The sequence below is a fragment of the Thalassospira lucentensis genome, from assembly GCF_001613805.1.
GTDB classification, from domain to species: Bacteria; Pseudomonadota; Alphaproteobacteria; order Rhodospirillales; family Thalassospiraceae; genus Thalassospira; species Thalassospira lucentensis_A.
The window spans coordinates 1-19,107 of record NZ_LPVY01000022.1 but is presented as its reverse complement, the minus strand read 5'-3'; the positions used below and the strand labels follow the sequence as shown (position 1 = coordinate 19,107).

Below are 19,107 nucleotides of genomic sequence, written 5' to 3'. Positions count from 1 at the left end.
TCAAACTGGCAGGATGCACCCGATAAGGGGTACGTAAGGGGCATCGCATCGCATCACATCACATCACGTCAGGTGATCGGGTAACTGCAAAACATCTCGCCCGCCTGCCCGCAAATTTTGCGAAAATCCACCATCGCGCATCTTTCGGGCCGGATTATGATCTCCGTTTACAATACCCGTTGCCGTGCGATGGGGTGCTTCCTCCTGACAGTCTTGTTCTTTTATTCTTCATACAATAACATTAATTATCAGGATGTGGCTTGCTGTCAAGCCGCAAACCGGCAACATCCGGGTCCGGGACGATGCCAAACTCACTGCTTCTTATTTGGTGATAAGTGGTCTATAAAAATGACACCTCCGATAGGGTGCAATCGCACACGGCGCACAGCCACCGAAATAAATATATGCGTTGCAGCACAAGGCATTATCGGGCGCACGGAAGTTGCCCTTAAAATAAATTCATATTATATGAATAATGTCAGAGTGCGGTCACCGACCCAGCCACCGCTTTCCACAGATATCAAAAGACCGCACCGGAGGAATTTGAATGCCATCGTCCATGTCACGAACCTATGCCAAACGCAGCCTGCACAGCATCGTTGCCCATGATCTGGGATCACGGATCGTTTCGGGCAAACTGGCACCGGGCGATGTCCTCCCGACCGAGGCGGCCTTGAGTGAATCGCTTGATGTCTCGCGCACGGCCCTGCGCGAGGCGATCAAGATCCTCTCGGCCAAGGGGCTGATCGAAAGCCGTCCGAAAACCGGCACGCGCGTCAAACCGCGCACAAGCTGGAACCTTCTGGACCCTGATGTTCTGTCCTGGCATTTCCCCGATCCCGATCCGGCGTTTCTCTATGGCCTGTTTGAAACCCGCATGATCATCGAGCCCAACACCGCCGCCATGGCCGCCGAACGCGCGACCGAGGAACAGCTCGCCACGATCGAGGCCGCCTATACCGGCATGGAAAATGCCGAACTCGGCACCGAGGCCGTCTATATCACCGACCTTGTTTTCCATCAGGCGATTTTGGATGCGTCGGGCAATGATTTCATGAAATCGTTCGGCATGCTGATTGAAACCGCGCTGATCGGCTCGTTCCGCCTGTCGTCGGGCGGGCCAAAGGCGCATGTCAAATCCCTGCCTGACCATTTCGCGGTGTATCGCGCCATCGCGCACCGCGAACCCGGCGACGCCCGCGAAGCCATGCGCAACCTTCTCAGCCGCACCATGCTGCAACTCCGCCAGCAGCTCGGCATGAAAAGCGAACATGACTGGGATGTGATCGGTCTCTGATACTGCTTTGATGTCGCCTGACGGACCCGGCGATGTCATCGCACCCATACAGCAGCAAAAGACAAAAACGGGGCTGTCATCAGGACGGCCCCTTTTGTATTCCTCATACAAATAAAAAGCCGTTTTTCGTCTCATAACGGCCAAAACCCGTATTCCTCACACAAATAAAAGCCGGTTTTTCGTGCCCGAAATGCATGGTCACGATCTTCGCCACGCCGCTTCCCGCTCCATTATTCACCAAAAATGAAAAATCGGATCGATTATGAAAAATAACTTCATAAAAAAACCGGATCGCAAAGCCGCGTTCTGACCGCCGGAATGAACGCCCCTGAAAACACTTCGGGCCGAAGCAGCCCTGCCGCCCCGGCCCGAATTTAACGCCATGATATGACCGGATGATATGACCGGTTTCAGCCCCCGATAGCTTACCCCGCCCCGGCCCGCATCCCCGAAAATGACCGTGTAATCAGGCGTTGCAGCACGATAAAGCCAAACAAAAGCGCCCCGATCATGATCTTGGTCCACCAGCTATTGAGCGACCCGTCAAACGCGATCAGGGTCTGGATCACCCCCATGATGATCCCGCCAAAGAAGGTCCCAACCACAAAGCCCATGCCCCCGGTCAGAAGCGTTCCGCCAATCACCACCGCCGCAATCGCGTCAAGCTCCACCCCGACGGCTGCCAACGGATAGGCCGATGCGGTATAAAACGCGAAAACAACCCCGGCCAAGGCACTGAAAAAGCCCGACAAAGTATAAACCCGGATGATCGTGCCCTGCACCGGAATGCCCAGCAATTCCGCCGATTGACGGTCCCCGCCAATGGCATAGACATTGCGCCCGAACCGGGTGTAATGCGCGATCACCACCCCGGCAATCACCGTAATCAGCATCAGCAACGCCGCCGCACTGATCCAGCCACGACCGGGCAGCGGGATTTTAAATCCGCTGAAATCGGCGACAAACGGATGATCAATCGGCACGGAATCAAGGTTGATCAGGAAACACATCCCGCGCAGGAAAAACATCCCCGCCAGGGTGATGATAAAGGGCTGGATATCGAATTTGGCGATAATCACCCCCATGAAGGCCCCGAAAAGCGTCCCCACCGCAATCGAAATCACCACCGCCACCAACGGATGCATACCAAACCCGGTGACAAGCTCGGCCATCAATACGCCGACAAAGGCAATCATCGAGCCGACCGAAAGATCAATCCCGCCCGACAGGATGACAAATGTCATGCCGACCGCGGTAATGATCAGAAACGCATTATCGGTCAGAAGCGCACCCAGAACATAGGTATCGGAAAACGCCCGATGTTCGGCAATCCCGTAACCGTAAAGCAGGGCCAGCACCGCCAAAGTGGCGAGCAACGGGTAATAACGTTCATTAATTTTCATCGGAATTCCCCCGCACCTTCCGGCTGCCGATCTTTTCCCACGCCTTGCCCGCCAGTTCGCGGGATTTCGGCGCCTGCACCAGCAGAACCACCATCACCACCGCCGCCTTGACGATCAGGGTATATTGCGACGGCAAACCCGACAGCAAAATGCCCGTGGTCAGCGACTGAATGATCAGAACCCCGATCACCGTCATGCCGATAAAGAACCGCCCGCCCATCAGCGACGCGCCCCCGATCACCACCGCCAGAATGGCATCCAGTTCAAGCCACAGCCCGGCATTATTGGCATCCGCGCCGCGGATATCAGCCGCAATAATGATCCCGGCAAAAGCCGCACACAGCCCCGAAATCGCATAGGCCAGAAGCTTGATCCCGCGCGCATCAATACCCGCAAGTCGGCTGGCGCGTGCATTGCCGCCAACCGATTCAACAAACAGGCCAAGGGCTGTTTTGCGCATCACGCCGTAAAGCGCCCCAATCACCACCGCAGCAATGATCACCCGCCACGGAATGCCCAGCAGATAACCGCTGCCAATCCCTTCGAAAAACGCCCCGTGGAAGGTCACGATCTGCCCATCAGTGATCATCTGCGCAATCCCGCGCCCGGCCACCATCAGGATCAGGGTCGCGATGATCGGCTGGATATCAAGATAGGCCACCAGCATCCCGTTCCACAGCCCGCACAGCACCCCGGCGCCAAGGGCGGCCAGGATGATGACCGCCGGATGCAGATCGGTATCACGGATCAGAACCGCCATCACCGCGGCCGAAATCGCAATCACCGATCCGACCGAAAGATCAATGCCCCGCGTGCCGATGACCACCGCCATGCCGACCGCCACAAGGGCTGTCGATGCGCCGCGATGCACCACATCAACAAGCGACCCGTAAAGATGCCCGTCAACAATGCGAATATCAAAAAAGTCCGGCGATATGATCCCGATACCCAGAATGATCAGCACAAGGGCCGCCACCGGGCCAAACCATTGCCGGCTCAGCAAAGAAGATGCAGACATGGCGCTGCTTTCCCGTAATTTCTTTTTGTCCTGCAAGCTGGTCATCGTGCAATCGCCTCGATGATCCTGTCCTGCGTGATTTCGGCACCCGTCAGTTCGGAAACCTTTTGGCGGTCGCGCATCACCGCCACCCGGTCGGCAAAGGCAACGATTTCCTCAAGCTCGGATGACGCCACCAGCAGGGCCAGCCCCTCGTCACAAAGCTCCTTGATCAGCTTGATGATATCGGCATGCGCGCCCACATCAATGCCGCGTGTCGGCTCGTCAAGAATAAGGAAAATCGGCTTGGACACCAGCCAGCGCGCCAGAATGACCTTCTGCTGATTGCCACCGCTCAGTTGCCCGACAGGCTTTTCGCTGTCCGGTGTCGCAATCCCCAGCGCCTTGATCATCTCATCGGCGGTTTTCTGCTGCTCGGCGCGTGCAATCGGGCGCAGCCAGCCCCGCCGCCCCTGAAGGGCCAGCATGATATTTTCACGCACGCTAAGCTCCGCCACAATACCATCCTGTTTGCGGTCCTCGGGGCAAAGCCCGAAACCCGACCGGATCGCATGGCGGGGGGATCGCAGCATCACTGGCTCGCCGTCAAGGAACACAAGACCGCTATCGGCCTTTTTCGCCCCGAAAATAAGCTCCGAAAGCTCCGTCCGGCCCGACCCCAGAAGCCCGGCCAGACCGACAATCTCGCCGCCCGAAAGGTCAAGCGTCACGGGCTCCAGCACGCGCTTCTTGCCCAGATTCTTGATCTGGATCTGGCGGCCCTTGCCGGTGAAATTGCTTTCATCCTGATGGCGATGCGAACTGACTTCGGCCAGTTCCCGGCCCAGCATGTGATTGATAAGGTCAATCTGCGCCAGTTCTTTGGTCACAAACGTGCCAACAAGCCGCCCGTTGCGCAAAACCGTGATGCGGTCCGTGATCGCGTAAACCTGATCCAGGAAATGGGTGACAAACACAATGCCAAGCCCCTTGGCACGCAGTTCGTTCATGATGCGAAACAGGGTGCGGATTTCCTCGGCATCAAGGCTTGCGGTTGGTTCGTCAAGGATCAGAACCCGCGCATCCAGTGCCACCGCACGTGCAATCGCGACCAATTGCTGGATCGCCACCGAATAGGAACCCAGCGGCCGGTTGACATCAATATCAAGCCCCAGCGTTTCAAGTGCAGCCTTGGCGTCGCTTTCGGTTTTCTTCCACGAAATAAACCCGAATTTCAAAGTCTGGCGTTCCAGCATCAGGTTTTCGGCAACCGACAGCGTGGGAACCAGGTTCACTTCCTGATAAACCGTCGAAATGCCAAGCGCCTGTGCGTCGCCCGGATGGTTTGGATGGATTTCCTGCCCGTCAAGCAGGACCGTACCGGCATCGCGCGGATGAACCCCGGTAATCACCTTGATCAGGGTCGATTTCCCGGCACCGTTTTCACCCAGAAGCGCGTGAATTTCACCGGATTGCAAATCGAAATCGACATCCTGCAAGGCTTTGACGCCGGGAAAAAACTTTCCCGCCCCGCGTACTGACAGCACGGATTGCGTCTTCTCAGACATGGATAGCCCCTCTCCCTTTATGTTCACTGGCTTTGACACATCATACACGGCACGAAATTCATGCCCGGATGCGTCCAAACGCACCCCCGCCATCAGACGGGGATGCGTTCAGACATCACGCCAGTTGCGTCACCCCAACCGCACGGTAAGGCGCACGGTTGCGGACAACGGCCTTACTTGCTGCGCATTTTGTATTCTTCGGCAGCGGTATCAGGCAGATAAAGCGGACCATTGGCCTTGATCCATTTCGGCACTTCCTGGCCATCCATGGATGCCTTGATCGCGTCAAAGGCCGGTGCGCCCAGATGCGGGTTCAGCTCGATGGTGGCATTGGTATCGCCATCGGCCATCGCCTTGAAGATATCAGGAACCGCATCGATCGATACGATCAGGATGTCATCCCCCGGGTTCAGACCGGCTTCCTTGATCGCCTGCACCGCACCGAGCGCCATGTCATCGTTATGCGCATAAACCGCACAGATGTTCTTGCCGCCATCTTCGGCTTTCAGGAAGCTTTCCATGACTTCCTTGCCGCCCGAACGGGTGAAATCACCCGACTGGGAACGGATGATGCTGATGCCCGGGAAGTTGCCGACAACGGACTCAAAACCTTCCTTGCGGTCATTGGCAGCCGACGAGCCAACAGTGCCCTGCAGCTCGACAACATCACAAACGCCGTTGGTTTCCGCTGCAAGCCATGCGGCTGCAAGCGCGCCTTCCACCACGAAGTCGGATGCAACCTTGGTCAGATACAGGCTTTCATCGGCCGCAACCCCACGGTCGACCAGAACGACGGGAATACCGGCATCCTTGGCTTCCTGAAGCACCTGATCCCAGCCGGTTTCAACAACCGGTGCCAGCAGAATGCCATCAACGCCCTGGGCGATGAAGGAACGGACTGCCTTGATCTGGTTTTCCTGTTTCTGCTGCGCATCCGAGAATTTCAGATCAATGCCGCGCTTTTCCGCTTCGGCCTTGATTGATTCCGTCTCGGACGTACGCCAGCCGCTTTCCGACCCGATCTGCGAAAAGCCGATCATCATTTCGGCCTGTGCCGCAAAGGACAGACCAAGTGCAACACCGAGTGCTGCCGTCGAAACTGCAAGCTGCTTGAGACTTTTCATTATTTCCTCCCTAAAGGCTGTTTTATTGCTAAAAGCCATATAGTAATACAATATGATTTGAAGGAACTCAACGGCCTAAATGCGCCTCCCCACTTTCGCGTAGAAAGCGTGGTTGACAGCGGATGAAAAAACCGCAAAGTCTAAATAAAACAGCTATTTGCAGATAAAATGAGGCGACATGTCGAAAAACCCGACAGCAATCCCGATGAACCCGGCACCGGCAGGAACCCTGCAAATCAGGACCGCAAAAATGCGAATCCTGCTATCCCCCTATGGGGCGCGTATCCGGGCGCTTTGGCTGCGTAATGACGACGGCACGGAAACCAATATCACTGTCGGCCTGCCCGATGATGATGCCTACGCCACCCATGACAGCTATATCGGCGCGGTCTGCGGGCGCTATGCCAACCGCATCGCCAATTCGGCCTATATCGCCCCGAATGGTGACCGGGTGACACTGGCCGCCAATGAAGGCCCCACACACCTGCATGGCGGCATCACCGGCTTTGATCGACACGACTGGTCGGTTACGCAAAACTCTGATCACAAAATCGCGTTCCACCTCGAAAGCCCTGATGGCGATCAGGGATATCCGGGGAATTTCTCGGCCACCGCGACCTATTCGATTGTCGCTGAAAATCGCCTGCGCCTTGAAATCACGGCAACCTGCGATCAGACCTGCCCGGTCAATATGACCAGCCACGCCTATTGGAACCTGACAGGGCGGTTTGATAAATGCGCGGCCCTGCATATCCTGCAAATCAATGCCGATGCCTATCTTCCGATTGATGATCGCCTGATCCCGCTTGCCGGGCGCCGCGACGTTGCCGGAACCAGCTATGATTTCCGAAACCCCGCCGTGATCGCACAGAACCTTCTGAATGCCGATCAGGGCTTTGATCACAATTTCTGCCTCAATGGCGCGCGCGGACCGCTTAAACAGATCGCAACCCTGTCCGATCCCGATAGCGGCCGGACGATGAAACTGTTCTCGACCGAGGCCGGATTGCAATTCTACCTATCGCAGCATTTCACCGATGCGATGAAAATGCCCGACGGCAAAAGCCTCCACAAATCCAGCGGCATCGCCCTTGAACCCCAAACCTTCCCCGACAGCCCCAACCGCCCGGACTTCCCAAGCCCGTGGCTCAATCCGGGCGAGACATATAAGCACGTGATCGAGTGGGAATTCTCCTAACAAAGACAGCTGCTGCCTCCGGCTCATGGTCATCAAAATATCATCGAAAGTTGTATGACGCAGCGCAATAACGCGCTGGTGTAAAACAACTTTTGTGATACCTTATAGTCATTCCATTTGAGAAACCCATCTGGAGGCACACCTCGCGGAATGTCCGCAGGGTGATCGTTGCGTGGAAGAAGAGCTTTCATTCGGCCCCTTCACGTTCTTGCCTGCCCGACGTGCTCTTTTGCGCGATGGCAAAGCCGTGCCTGTTGGCAGCAGGGCAATGGAAGCCACTAAACAGGCATCGGGCTTCATCAGCAATATTCCCGGACGCGGATACATCCTCATTGCAACGCTGCAACACGGCACAGGATCGTCAGCCAGCAATCAAGGCAACAATTCACCCGCCGATAACATCACTACGCCGACATCCGATGCAACCCCGCCCCGCCATCCTATGGCCATGCCAAGGCCTTTGTCGCCGGCTTCTGTTCGCAATCAACGGGATGAAAACCCGACAAAACGGCTGCCCGTCTCCAGGCTGCTGACCATTGTCGGCCCGGGTGGATTGGCAAAACGAACAGTCAAATGCGTTTTCGATGGAAATATCACGGCGAAATCTTCTTTTGGCGGGCGGGTCGGCCGTCGTGGCCAACGAACTTCCCAAAATGTCCTTTGCCGCAACCAATCCGAACCCGACAAAATCAGGAGTACAGAGCATGTCGTTTATCAAAACCAAGGATGGCACCGAAATTTTCTACAAGGACTGGGGCAAGGGTCAGCCGATCCTGTTTTCTCATGGCTGGCCGCTATCGGCCGATGCATGGGATGCCCAGATGGTGTTTTTTGGCCAGCAGGGATATCGCGTAATCGCCCATGACCGCCGCAGCCACGGCCGTTCCACCCAGACTTGGGATGGCAACAATATGGACCAGTATGCCGATGATCTGGCCGAACTGATCGACTATCTGGACCTGAAGGACCTGATCATGATCGGCCATTCGACCGGCGGCGGCGAAGTGGCGCACTATCTGGGTCGTCATGGCACCAAACGCGTTGCAAAGGTCGTTCTGGTCGGCGCGGTTCCGCCCCTGATGCTGAAAACCGATAAAAACCCCAACGGCTTGCCAATGGACGTGTTTGACGGCATTCGCAAGGGCACGCTTGAAGACCGGTCGCAATTCTTCCGCGATGTGACCATTCCGTTCTATGGCTATAACCGCGAAGGCGCGAAAATTTCCGAAGGTGTGCGCGAAAGTTTCTGGGCACAGGGCATGATGGGCGGCATCAAGGGCCAGCTTGACTGCATCCGCGAATTTTCCGAAGTCGATTACACCGAAGACCTTCGCAAGATCGATAAACCCACCCTGATCGTGCATGGCGATGATGACCAGATCGTTCCGATTGTCGCATCCGCGCTTGAAAGCTCGAAAATCGTCAAGGGATCGGTTCTGAAAATTTACGAAGGTGCCGATCACGGCCTTTCGCAAACCCATACCGAACGTTTCAATCAGGATGTTCTCGATTTCATTCGGGCCTGACATCCGTTTTCGATGATTGCCTGAACCGTTACGCAGAACAGAACCGCTTTCCGGGGCTGGATTGATGCCCCCGCCAATCCATCCCCCGGAAACGGCCCGATCTGCCTTCGCCCTTTCAAGGACAATTCGCATTAATCGTTTCAAACCTCAGGAAGCAGGAGCCCGCCATGTCAAAGGGAACCGCACTTGTTACCGGTGCCTCGTCGGGCATTGGTGCCGTTTATGCCGACCGACTTGCCAAACGCGGCTATAACCTTGTGCTTGTTGCACGCAATGCCGGACGCCTTGAACAGCTTGCCACCGATCTTTCCACGCAATACGGTGTCGCGGTCACGGCCCTTCCGGCGGATTTGACCAATCATGACGATCTTGAAAATGTCGCAGCCCGGCTCGCGACCGGCGACGACCTGACACTGGTTGTCAATTCGGCCGGTATTGGCCCGAATGCAAATGTTCTGGCTTCCGACCCGGACAGCCTGCGCCAACTGGTGTTTCTGAATGTCGATATCCTGCACCGGCTGACACTTGCCGCCGCCCACAATTTTGTAGATCGCGGTCGCGGCGCCATTATCAATATCGCATCGGTCGTGCCGCTGATGCCCGAACGTTTCAATGCATCCTACTGCGCCAGCAAGGCATTCGTCCTGTCACTGACCCAGTCCCTTGCCGCTGAAATCGGCCCGCGCGGGGTGCAGATGCAGGCGGTTCTTCCGGGCTTTACCCGCACCGAACTTTTCGAACGTGCCGGGCTCGATATCAACGTGATCCCGCCGGAAATGATGATGGATGCCGGTGACATGGTCGATGCCGCCCTTGCCGGCTTTGATCAGGGTGAATTGATCACCATCCCGTCCCTTGCCGATCCGGCGATGTGGGATGCCATGGAAACGGCCCGCCATGCAATTGCCCCGTTCCTGTCCCTCGCCCAACCCGCACCGCGTTATGCCAACCTTGCCAAAACAGGTGAACCAGCATGATCCGCGCGGCATTCCCCCCGATGCCAGTAACACCAAACGACTTGCCGTCCTGCAAATGATGGGGAGGGATGCCTGCACAAACGAGATCATCTTTTTTGCCCATCCCGCTTGGCATTTCGGCTTTGACACAGTCCCGGAACAGGCCCTTGCCAACCGGCAGATGCTGCTTGATCGCGCCGCCTTGGAAGAAATCAGGATGCTCGGCTATCACGGGACCTATCCCGGCGTCGGCCACGCCGAACGCCGCGGCAGTGCCTACCGGTTTGTTAGGGCCTGAGTGATATGATCAAAGCCCCGCAACCACCCCATCCGCCCGCGGGTCGGTCGCCCCTTCCATCACGCCATTGGCGCGCAGCAAAATGCCCCCCGCATGGCCCATCATGTCTTCGAAATCACCGACGACTTCGACCGCATGACCGGCTTTTTCAAGCTGCGTGATCAGGGCCGGATCAAACCGGTTTTCAAGTTTCAGGGTCGTTGTTTCCGCCCCCCATGTCCGGCCCAGCAGCCAGCGCGGTGCCGTGACTGCGGCCTGCAAATCCTGTCCGAACAGGACATTGCGGGTAAACACCGCCGCCTGGGTTTGCGGCTGCCCCTCGCCCCCCATGGTGCCGTATGTAAGGACATCACCGTTGTTCAGCCGTGCCATCGCCGGGTTGAGTGTGTGGAACGGCAACCGGCCGGGGCCGAGCTGGTTGGGACCGTCATGCAGTGTAAAGCTCGCCCCGCGGTTCTGCCACAGGACCCCGGTTTCGGGCACGACAACGCCCGATCCGAATTCCCAGAAAATGCTCTGGATGTAGCTGACGACCGTGCCGTTTTTATCCGTCGCCCCCATCCAGATCGTATCGCCGGGCTTGGCGATGTGCGGCCAGGGCAATGCAGTTTTCATATCGATTTTCGCCGCCTCGGCATCCAGCATCGCATCACTCAGAAGCGACATCGGATCAATATCCATCCGGCCCGGATCACCGATATGGGCATCACGTTTGATAAAGGCGCGTTTGGTCGCCTCGATCACGCCGTGGATATGATCAAATCCCTCGCCCGTTTTCACACCCAGCCGGTCAAACAGGCCAAGAATCATAAGTGACGCAGCCCCCTGCGTTGGTGGCACCATATTGAAAACGGTGCCGCTTGATAGCTTCACCGAAAGCGGCGTCATGGTTTTGGCGTGATAGGCTTCAAAATCCGATAGCCGAAGCGGGCTTCCCGCCGCCTCAAGCCCCTTGGCATTGGCGCGCGCAATATCACCCCGGTAAAAATCATCAAGCCCGACGGCGCCAAGCCGTTCCAGCGTTGCGCCAAGGGCCGGCTGTTTCAACACATCACCAATTTCGGGCACGCCATTTGCGGCATAGGCCGCAACATACCCCGGCGCACCCAGAAGTTCCGGCAGCTTGTCACGCGTCAGTTCATGCTGCGATTTCGTAATCGGCACACCGGTGCGCGCATGATGCACCGCATCGGCCACAAGGCGCGCGATGGGCAATGTCCCGCCCAGTCTCTGGGCGATTTTTGCGGCCTCCATCCAGCCGCCAATCGCCCCACCCACGGTCAATGCCGCCAGCGGCCCGCGCGCCGGGATTTTGTCATGGCCAAGGTCACGGTAAAATTCCGGGCTTGCCAAGCCTGCCGCCCCGCCGCATGCCCGGATCGCCACCGGGTCCTTGCCCGGTTCGGCAATCAGCCAGAACCCATCCCCGCCAATCGCATTCATATGCGGATAGACAACCGCAATGGTGGCGGCCGCCGCAATCATCGCCTCGACCGCGTTGCCGCCATCGCGCAAAACATCGCGCCCGGCCTGGGCAGCCAGATGATGCGGGGCTGTGACCATCCCGCCAAGGCTTGTTCTGGTTCTAAGCATTTCGGGGCCTCCTGATGGCGCAAAAATCTTTGGCATGCCGTGCGTCCGGCATGCCCTGTTGTTCTTTGAAATCTATCGTGAAAACGATCCGGGTATCAGGCGATTTTCACATCGTGGACAAATCGCCTGATATTTCGGATCAGGACCTATCTGTTGCTACCAGCCGATAAGATCCGGTAGCCAGCTTGTCAGCCCTGGGAAGATAAACAGCAGCACAAGGGCCAGCGCCTGAATACCGATAAACGGAATGACCCCGCGATAGATATCCATGGTCGATACCGATTTTGGCGCCACCCCTTTCAGGAAGAACAAGGCCCAGCCAAAGGGCGGTGTCAGGAAGCTGGTCTGCAGGTTCATCGCCACAAGGATCGCAAGCCACGCCATGTCGATGCCGCTATTCATGAACACCGGCAAAAACATCGGCAGCGCGATATAGGAAATCTCGATCCATTCAAGAAAGAACCCAAGAACAAAGATCACCGCCATCATGAACAGAAGGTTACCCATGTCGCCACCCGGCACCCATTCAAACATGGCATGCACCAGTCCCTCGCCGCCAAGTCCGCGGAAGGCAAGGCCAAAGGGCTGCGCACAGATCAGGATGAAAAACACCATCGCACTGGTGATCAGGGTATCGCGCAACACATCGCGCATCACCCCGAAATTAAGCCGCCCGGTAAACAGCGCCAGAAGCAGCGCACCAAGTGCGCCCATCGATGCGGCTTCTGTCGGGGCGGCAATCCCGCCAACGATGGAACCCAGAACCGCAAAAACAAGTGCCAGCGGCGGCAGCACGACCTTGGCGATCTTGAGCATAAGGTCACGGGTGGCGAGTGCATCGCGCTCATCCTGCGGGATCGCGGGCACCATGTCGGGTTTGAAAATACCCAGAAGCACAAGATAAAGGGCGAGCATCCCGGCAAGGATCAACCCCGGCACCATCGCGGCGGCAAACAGCGTCCCAACGGACTCACCAAGGATATCGGCAAGCAGGATCAGAACAAGGCTTGGCGGGATGATCTGCCCAAGCGTGCCCGATGCGCAAATCACACCGCACGCCACCCCCTTGTTATAACCGCGATTGATCAGCGGCTGAAGCGATAGCAACCCGACCGTCACCACCGTCGCCCCGACCACACCCGAAGACGCCCCCATCAGAACCCCGACAATCACGATCGCAAGCCCCATGCCGCCGCGAAGGCGGCCCATGGCATGGCCGATCACATCAATCAGTTCTTCGGCCAGTTTCGACTTTTCAAGCATCACCCCCATGAAGATGAAAAGCGGCAGGGCCAGAAGTGTATAGTTGGTCACAACCCCGTAAATGCGCGCGGGCAGCAGGTTAAAAAGCCCGGTACCAAATCCCAGAATGCCAAAGGCAAAACCCGAAATCGCAAGCGATATCGCCACCGGCACCCCAAGAACAAGGAAGCCGAAAAAGCCGCCGACCATGCCGATGGCCAGCCATTCATTACCAGTCATGTTCGATTATTCCCCAGGCACTTCGGTGGCGGTTTTATGGGTGGCATATCCGGCATCATCAGTATCATCGGCGGTCCGGGTCGCCCCGGTCACCTGCCGGAAATTGATGAGGGCCTGCGCAATTGCCTGCACGAAAAGCAACCCGAACCCGACCGGGATAAACGCCTTAAGCAGGAAACGATAAGGCAATCCCCCCGGATCGGGTGATCCTTCGCCCATCATGATCGACTGGTTCACATAGGGAATGGCAAACCAGATGATCGCAGCCCCAAGAATGACCATCAGCACCGCCGAAAACAGATCAATCATCGCGCGTGCCCGATCACTTAGCCGGTCATAAAGAAAATCGACCCGTACATGGCCGCCATGCCGCATGCCATATGCCATCCCCAAAAGGGCAATCGGCGATACCAGATGCCATTCAAGTTCCTGCATGGCGACACTGCCGGTATTGAACACATAGCGCAGCAACACATTGCCGCCGACCACCAGAACAAGCGCAAGACCGCTTAACGCGGCCGCCCATCCGGCAAAATCGACGATATATCCCAACACACGGTCGGGAAGCGGTTCTGCCAGCGATTCAGTACGGGTCGAATTCATATCAGCTCATCCCGTCTTTGGATGAAATGATACCGTGATAGGGCTTTTCACTCACCGCCGCCCATTCACGGTGGGTATCGCGGAACGCCATGAATGCGTCATGGACCTTTTTGGTCAGCGGATCCTTGGCCGCTTCTGCTTCCAGCGTCTCTTTGGTGATGCCTTTAAGCTTGTTGACGACATCATCGGGAAGGGTCTGGGCGATAACGCCCTCATTCTCGACCAGATCACGAAGGGCCGCGGCATTGTTGGCCTCGCACCAGGAATGACTGTCAAGGTTGCACGCCTGTGCGGCGTTTTTGACAATCGCCTGAAGATCGGCCGGAAGGCTTTCCCATGCTTTCTGATTGATCAGAAGCTCGGTCACGTTGGATGGCTCATGCCAGCCGGTGGTGTAGTAATATTTGGCTGCCTTCTGAAGCCCCAGACGACGGTCCTGATACGGGCCGACAAACTCGGCGGCATCAATCACGCCACGTTCAAGGGCCGGGAAAATCTCGCCCCCCGGAAGCAGTTTCACCTCGACCCCGATCTGCTGATAGACCTTGCCGGCAAGGCCCGGAATACGCATTTTCAGGCCATTGAAATCATCAAGGCTTTCAATCGGCTCGCGGAACCAGCCGGTCATCTGAACGCCGGTATTGCCCATCGGGAACGCAATCAGGCCATAGGGCTGATACAGCTCATGCCAAAGTTCAAGCCCGCCGCCATGATACAGCCACGCATTCACACCCTGGAAGTTCAGGCCAAACGGAACAGTGGTGAAATACTGTGCGGCAAAAATCTTGCCCGCCCAGAAATAGGCATTGGCGGCATTCATTTCGACCGTACCGGCCTGAACGGCATCAAAGCCCTCAAGTGCCGGGATCAGTTCACCCGCGGCAAAATGCTGGATGTTCAGACGCCCGCTCGACATTTCCGTAACACGTTTGCAGAAATCCTCGGGGCTGCCCGGGCCGGTCACGTAGAACGGTGAACCCGGACCATAGGCATTGGTCATTTTCCAGTTGAAGCTCTCCTGGGCACGCGCGATATGCGGCGTGGCAAAAACAGCCGCCCCGGCGGCTGCCGTGCCAAATGCCGACTTCGTCAGAAAGTCGCGTCTTTTAAGGTTGGTCATCGGTGTCTCCCTGATAGAGAAAGCGCAATACGCGGATAATATCATCGAACGGATCTTGGTCCGCATTGTGTATACACCGTGCAACCGACGTGCCATTTGTTGAATTTCAATAACTTAACTGATTTACGGCCTCAACATACCCGATTTTACTGTTCATTTTTTAATCATATATAATTGTTGCACTGCATATATGCATATTAATTAAACATATTACATATGATCGCCGGGGACGGAATCCCGCACGCGACAGTTGCGCTTGGATTTTACGGGAAATATCATGTATACATCGGTTGTATAGGGTGCCCCGAAAGAGCCCCGGAACATTAACCGACAACAAGATCAAAGGGTCGAAACGGCACATGATCCATCTGCAGCAGGCCCAGCAACCTTCGCCCGAACCGGTCGGCATTGCGCAAAAACTCTGCCAGTCCCTCGAAGACGATATTGTTACCGGCGTGCTTGTTCCTGGTGCCCGGCTCGAAGAAACCCAGCTTGCAAAACGCTTTGGCGTGTCACGCACCCCGGTCCGCGAAGCCCTGCAATTGCTGACCGCGACCGAACTTGCCGAAAAAATCCCCAATCGCGGGGTTTATGTCTCGCTTGCAACGCCGGAACGATTGACCGCGATGTTTGAAAGCATGGCCGAACTCGAAGGCACCTGCGGGCGACTTGCCGCCAAACGCATGACAAGTGGTGAGCGCCACGCGCTCGAAGAACTCCATCACGAACTGGCCCATGCGATGCGCGCGGGCGACAGCCCGGCTTACGAAAGCCAGAACCGTGAATTTCACAATGCGATCTATGTCGGAACGCACAATGACGTTCTGGTCGAAGTCACCCAGGCCGTGCGTCGGCGGGTCGCCCCGTTTCGCCGGGTACAATTCAACAGCCTGCCGCGCCTCGCCTCCTCGCACGAGGAACATCAGGGCATCGTCGATGCCATCCTGCGCGGCGATCACAAGGCCGCCGAAGAACTGCTTTACGCCCACATCATGTCGGTCCATGACGTCAGTCAGGAATATCTGGCAACGCTCCGCGCCGAAAGCGACCATCGCGCACTCATGATCGCCAAATAATCTCATCCGTCGCGCGCACGCCGCCCCAGAACATGATCAAGCGAAAATTTACCCGCCCCCTTGATCACCAGCATCAGCAACACAAAAACCCACAACATCCGCTGATCAATCAACTGATCGGGCAAGCCGTCAAAAAGCGCGCCCGCCGCCGCACCATGGGCTGTGACATCCACCACGGTTTGCACCGCCACAAACCCGATCATGCCAAGCGCACCGAGGCGCGCAAACAGGCCCAGAACGATCAGAACCGGCAAAACAAATTCCGCCAAGGTCCCGGCAATCACGATGATATGCCACGGGAAAAACGGAATGGCCGCCGTGTCATACAGATATTGATCGGCAATCGACGGCACGATCTGCGCAAACGCCCCTGCACTGGGGAAACTATCCCCCGCCAGCTTGGTCATCGCGCTATTGAAATAATAGGGCAGCAAAATCGCGGCAAACCACAACCGTGCCGAAAGCCCGATGAACCAGCCATCGGTCCGCGCTTCCAGACCACCAAACAGGCTGGCATGCAGGTCGGTCATTCTTTTGATCGCTGTTTGCATTTTTCACTCCCTCAAACCGGCAAACGCACCGACCGCTATCAGTTGGGCGAACGCGGATGTCACATCAAATTGCGGATCACACTCGATTGCCGCGTCATAACCCTCGGCAACCGTCATGCCGTCCAGAAGGCATCGGGCAAATACCGCGCCCCCATCATCCAGTACGATCTGGCGCACCGTCATACCGGGCCGGGTAATCAGGATATTTTCCGCCTGCTGCACGACGGGTGCTGCTTCTTTGCCGTCCTGATCCGCCTGCTGCCGCAACCAGATCGCATGGATCGGAAAGGACGAGTTCACCAACCGGCAGGCGCTATGCGCTACAAACCGGCAGGCCGCCAGATCATCGCCAAAAGCCGCAAGTGAATTGGCATCCAGCACCACCTCATCGGCTTCATGCAGCACCTCAAGCCGCGCCCGTTCCAGCCGGGCAATGTCGGAAAGATACGGCACCGACGCCGCCGCATCGAAACCATCGATAAATTCGGCAAAACCGGCACCATAAAGCGCAAGCGATCCGGTGCGTGCCTTCTCGGCCCGGAAAAACGCCTGCGCCATCGCCCGAAAGAAATCCTCGCCCACCAGCTTCGCCACCACCGGATAGGCCGCGATCAACGCATCGCCAAGCCCGCGATGCACATTGTTGCGATAAATCGCAAACCGTCCCGCCATCGCCGGGTCAAGGCCCACAGGCTGCGCCGACGGGTCTACCGCCATCAGAGCGCGGGAAAATTCCGCCCTGAAGGCCCCTGCGTCACTCATGACGCCGCCCGCACGGGATCGGCACCCGAAAACTGCTGAGGACGCCCCTCAAGGTGCAAGTCCGCAAGCGCCGCCTCGGCCCGAAGTGTCGCCCAGTCGGGCACATCATTATCCCATTCAATCAGGGTCGGCCGCGCCCCGATGCGCGCAATCAGGCGATCAAACAGATCCCAAACCGGATCGGCCACCGGGCGCGAATGGGTATCGATCAAAACCTTCTCATTGCTATTGGCATCCGCCTCATGCCCGGCCAAATGGATTTCCCCGATCAGATCACCGGGGATCGCATCAACATAATCGCTGGCATCAAAACCCAGATTACAGGCCGAAATGTAAATGTTGTTTACATCAATCAGAAGCCCGCAGCCCGAACGCCGTGCGACTTCGGTAATAAAATCAATTTCGGGGATCGAATTTTGCGGCAGCGCCAGATAGGACGTCGGATTTTCAATCAGGATTTTCCGTCCCGTTGCCGTCTGCACCTCGTCAATCGCCTCGACCAGTTGATCAAGCGACTTTTGCGTCATCGGTGTTGGCAAAAGGTCGGCCATATAAAGCCCGTCATGACTTGACCATGCAATATGTTCCGACAGCATCGCAGGCTCAAACCGGTCCACCAGCCGCTTGAGATCGGCCAGATGATGGGGATCAAGCCTTTCCCCGCCGCCAAGTGACAATCCAACCCCATGCATCGATATCGGATAATCGGCGCGCAATGCCTCAAGCACCGCAAGGCGCGGCCCACCGGCCACCATGTAATTTTCCGGATGGATTTCAAACCAGCCGACCTGTTTTGGCTTGCCGATCACATCATCGGCATGCGCGCCCTTGAAACCGACACCGGCCCGGTCGGGCAATCTGGTGCCATGCGGGTTACCAATCATCGCAAACCTCCCGGAAAAAAGAATGTGCCGACCGCCCAGACCGGTCGGCATCATCACATCAGGATTTCGGAAGATCGCGCTCAAGCGCCTCAAGGCTACCCATGACTTCACGGCCATCCGCCGTCGTAAAGCTCATATCCTCGCATGTCCCGGCCGGAACCAGCTTCCAGGCATTGCCCTGATAATCAACTTTCGATGTGCCGGCACATGTGGTGCCCGGCCCCGCTGCACAATCATTCTGCCCGGCAAGTGAAACACCGAAACATTTTTCCTTGGCACCCTGTGCCTGCGCCTGACCAACCGCCGCAAGCGAAACCGCCGCCGAAAGTGCCGCGCCCAGAACCAATGCGTTTTTCATGATGTCATCCTTGTTGCGTGAAACCTGATCGCCTGTCTGGCGATGTCTTTTGGTAACAGGCGAACGGATCACCGTCATTGCAACTTCGGCACACGAAACATCAAGTCAGTGTGAGAGTTTTCCGACATTTCATCACGGATGCGTGAAACGACAAAACCCCCGACCATTTAAGGTCAGGGGTTTCATGAAATCGTTGAACAGGGAATATGTTTTGCTGTGTTTAGAAGGCCCGGCGGTGACCTACTCTCCCGTGCCTTAAGACAAAGTACCATCGGCGCAGGCAGGTTTCACTTCTGAGTTCGGGATGGGAT

General features: G+C 56.8%; 18 protein-coding genes and 1 rRNA gene. 6 read left to right on the top strand and 13 right to left on the bottom strand.

Annotated elements, in window-relative coordinates:
- The first annotated feature begins 547 nt into the window (after positions 1-547).
- Entirely contained in the window at positions 548-1,297 is a 750-nt protein-coding gene (locus AUP42_RS18225; protein WP_007092507.1) for a FadR/GntR family transcriptional regulator, read from the top strand.
- Between the two features lie 425 nt (positions 1,298-1,722).
- Here AUP42_RS18225 and yjfF read toward each other — a convergent pair whose 3' ends face one another.
- The 4 genes from yjfF to AUP42_RS18205 all read right to left on the bottom strand — a co-directional run bounded on the left by yjfF (position 1,723) and on the right by AUP42_RS18205 (position 6,389).
- The gene (yjfF, locus tag AUP42_RS18220; RefSeq protein ID WP_062953028.1) at positions 1,723-2,700 is read right to left on the bottom strand and encodes a galactofuranose ABC transporter, permease protein YjfF; all 978 of its coding nucleotides are present in this window, start codon (positions 2,698-2,700) and stop codon (positions 1,723-1,725) included.
- Positions 2,690-3,718, bottom strand: coding sequence for an ABC transporter permease (locus AUP42_RS18215; protein WP_052268416.1), 1,029 nt, complete (start codon positions 3,716-3,718; stop codon positions 2,690-2,692). Before AUP42_RS18215 ends, yjfF begins: the two co-directional genes overlap by 11 nt.
- Before the next feature lie 41 nt (positions 3,719-3,759).
- A complete protein-coding gene (locus AUP42_RS18210; protein WP_062953027.1) occupies positions 3,760-5,265 on the bottom strand; it encodes a sugar ABC transporter ATP-binding protein in 1,506 nt (501 codons plus the stop codon).
- 173 nt (positions 5,266-5,438) lie between these two features.
- Positions 5,439-6,389 (bottom strand): ABC transporter substrate-binding protein, encoded by a 951-nt coding sequence (locus AUP42_RS18205; protein WP_062953026.1) that lies wholly within the window; start codon positions 6,387-6,389, stop codon positions 5,439-5,441.
- A 178-nt stretch (positions 6,390-6,567) separates the two neighbouring features.
- On the opposite strand from AUP42_RS18205, the gene AUP42_RS18200 reads away from it, so the two are divergent.
- The 4 genes from AUP42_RS18200 (at position 6,568) to AUP42_RS18185 (ending at position 10,367) form a co-directional block, all read left to right on the top strand.
- Entirely contained in the window at positions 6,568-7,587 is a 1,020-nt protein-coding gene (locus AUP42_RS18200) for an aldose epimerase family protein (RefSeq protein WP_331710671.1), read from the top strand.
- A gap of 704 nt (positions 7,588-8,291) precedes the next feature.
- Positions 8,292-9,113 carry an alpha/beta fold hydrolase gene (locus AUP42_RS18195; RefSeq protein ID WP_062953139.1) on the top strand — a complete coding sequence of 274 codons (822 nt, stop codon included), beginning with the start codon at positions 8,292-8,294 and terminating at the stop codon, positions 9,111-9,113.
- A gap of 167 nt (positions 9,114-9,280) precedes the next feature.
- On the top strand, positions 9,281-10,090 hold the full coding sequence (locus AUP42_RS18190; protein ID WP_062953025.1) for an SDR family NAD(P)-dependent oxidoreductase: 810 nt from the start codon (positions 9,281-9,283) through the stop codon (positions 10,088-10,090).
- A complete protein-coding gene (locus tag AUP42_RS18185; protein WP_062953024.1) occupies positions 10,056-10,367 on the top strand; it encodes a hypothetical protein in 312 nt (103 codons plus the stop codon). The genes AUP42_RS18190 and AUP42_RS18185 overlap by 35 nt, the downstream gene beginning before the upstream one ends.
- Positions 10,368-10,376: 9 nt before the next feature.
- On the opposite strand, the gene AUP42_RS18180 is transcribed toward AUP42_RS18185, so the two are convergent.
- From AUP42_RS18180 to AUP42_RS18165, 4 genes are all read right to left on the bottom strand, one after another.
- Positions 10,377-11,960, bottom strand: coding sequence for a gamma-glutamyltransferase family protein (locus AUP42_RS18180; protein WP_062953023.1), 1,584 nt, complete (start codon positions 11,958-11,960; stop codon positions 10,377-10,379).
- Positions 11,961-12,116: 156 nt separating this feature from the next.
- The gene (locus AUP42_RS18175) at positions 12,117-13,442 is read right to left on the bottom strand and encodes a TRAP transporter large permease (RefSeq protein WP_062953022.1); all 1,326 of its coding nucleotides are present in this window, start codon (positions 13,440-13,442) and stop codon (positions 12,117-12,119) included.
- A 6-nt stretch (positions 13,443-13,448) separates the two neighbouring features.
- Positions 13,449-14,045, bottom strand: a complete 597-nt coding sequence (locus tag AUP42_RS18170; RefSeq protein ID WP_062953021.1) for a TRAP transporter small permease subunit — start codon at positions 14,043-14,045, stop codon at positions 13,449-13,451.
- Position 14,046: 1 nt separating this feature from the next.
- A complete protein-coding gene (locus AUP42_RS18165; RefSeq protein WP_062953020.1) occupies positions 14,047-15,165 on the bottom strand; it encodes a TRAP transporter substrate-binding protein in 1,119 nt (372 codons plus the stop codon).
- Between the two features lie 359 nt (positions 15,166-15,524).
- On the opposite strand from AUP42_RS18165, the gene AUP42_RS18160 reads away from it, so the two are divergent.
- Positions 15,525-16,241: a GntR family transcriptional regulator gene (locus tag AUP42_RS18160; protein WP_062953019.1), complete on the top strand. Its 717-nt coding sequence runs from the start codon at positions 15,525-15,527 to the stop codon at positions 16,239-16,241.
- 2 nt (positions 16,242-16,243) lie between these two features.
- Here AUP42_RS18160 and AUP42_RS18155 read toward each other — a convergent pair whose 3' ends face one another.
- The 5 genes from AUP42_RS18155 to rrf all read right to left on the bottom strand — a co-directional run.
- Positions 16,244-16,792, bottom strand: coding sequence for a DoxX family protein (locus AUP42_RS18155; protein WP_082824845.1), 549 nt, complete (start codon positions 16,790-16,792; stop codon positions 16,244-16,246).
- Positions 16,793-16,795: 3 nt separating this feature from the next.
- Complete coding sequence (locus AUP42_RS18150) at positions 16,796-17,554, bottom strand: DNA-binding domain-containing protein (RefSeq protein ID WP_062953018.1); 759 nt, start codon at positions 17,552-17,554, stop codon at positions 16,796-16,798.
- On the bottom strand, positions 17,551-18,438 hold the full coding sequence (locus tag AUP42_RS18145) for a DUF692 domain-containing protein (RefSeq protein ID WP_062953137.1): 888 nt from the start codon (positions 18,436-18,438) through the stop codon (positions 17,551-17,553). Before AUP42_RS18145 ends, AUP42_RS18150 begins: the two co-directional genes overlap by 4 nt.
- A 58-nt stretch (positions 18,439-18,496) precedes the next feature.
- Positions 18,497-18,796: a DUF2282 domain-containing protein gene (locus AUP42_RS18140; RefSeq protein ID WP_062953136.1), complete on the bottom strand. Its 300-nt coding sequence runs from the start codon at positions 18,794-18,796 to the stop codon at positions 18,497-18,499.
- A 227-nt stretch (positions 18,797-19,023) separates the two neighbouring features.
- Positions 19,024-19,107: ribosomal RNA gene (gene rrf, locus AUP42_RS18135) — 5S ribosomal RNA — on the bottom strand; the annotation flags it as partial.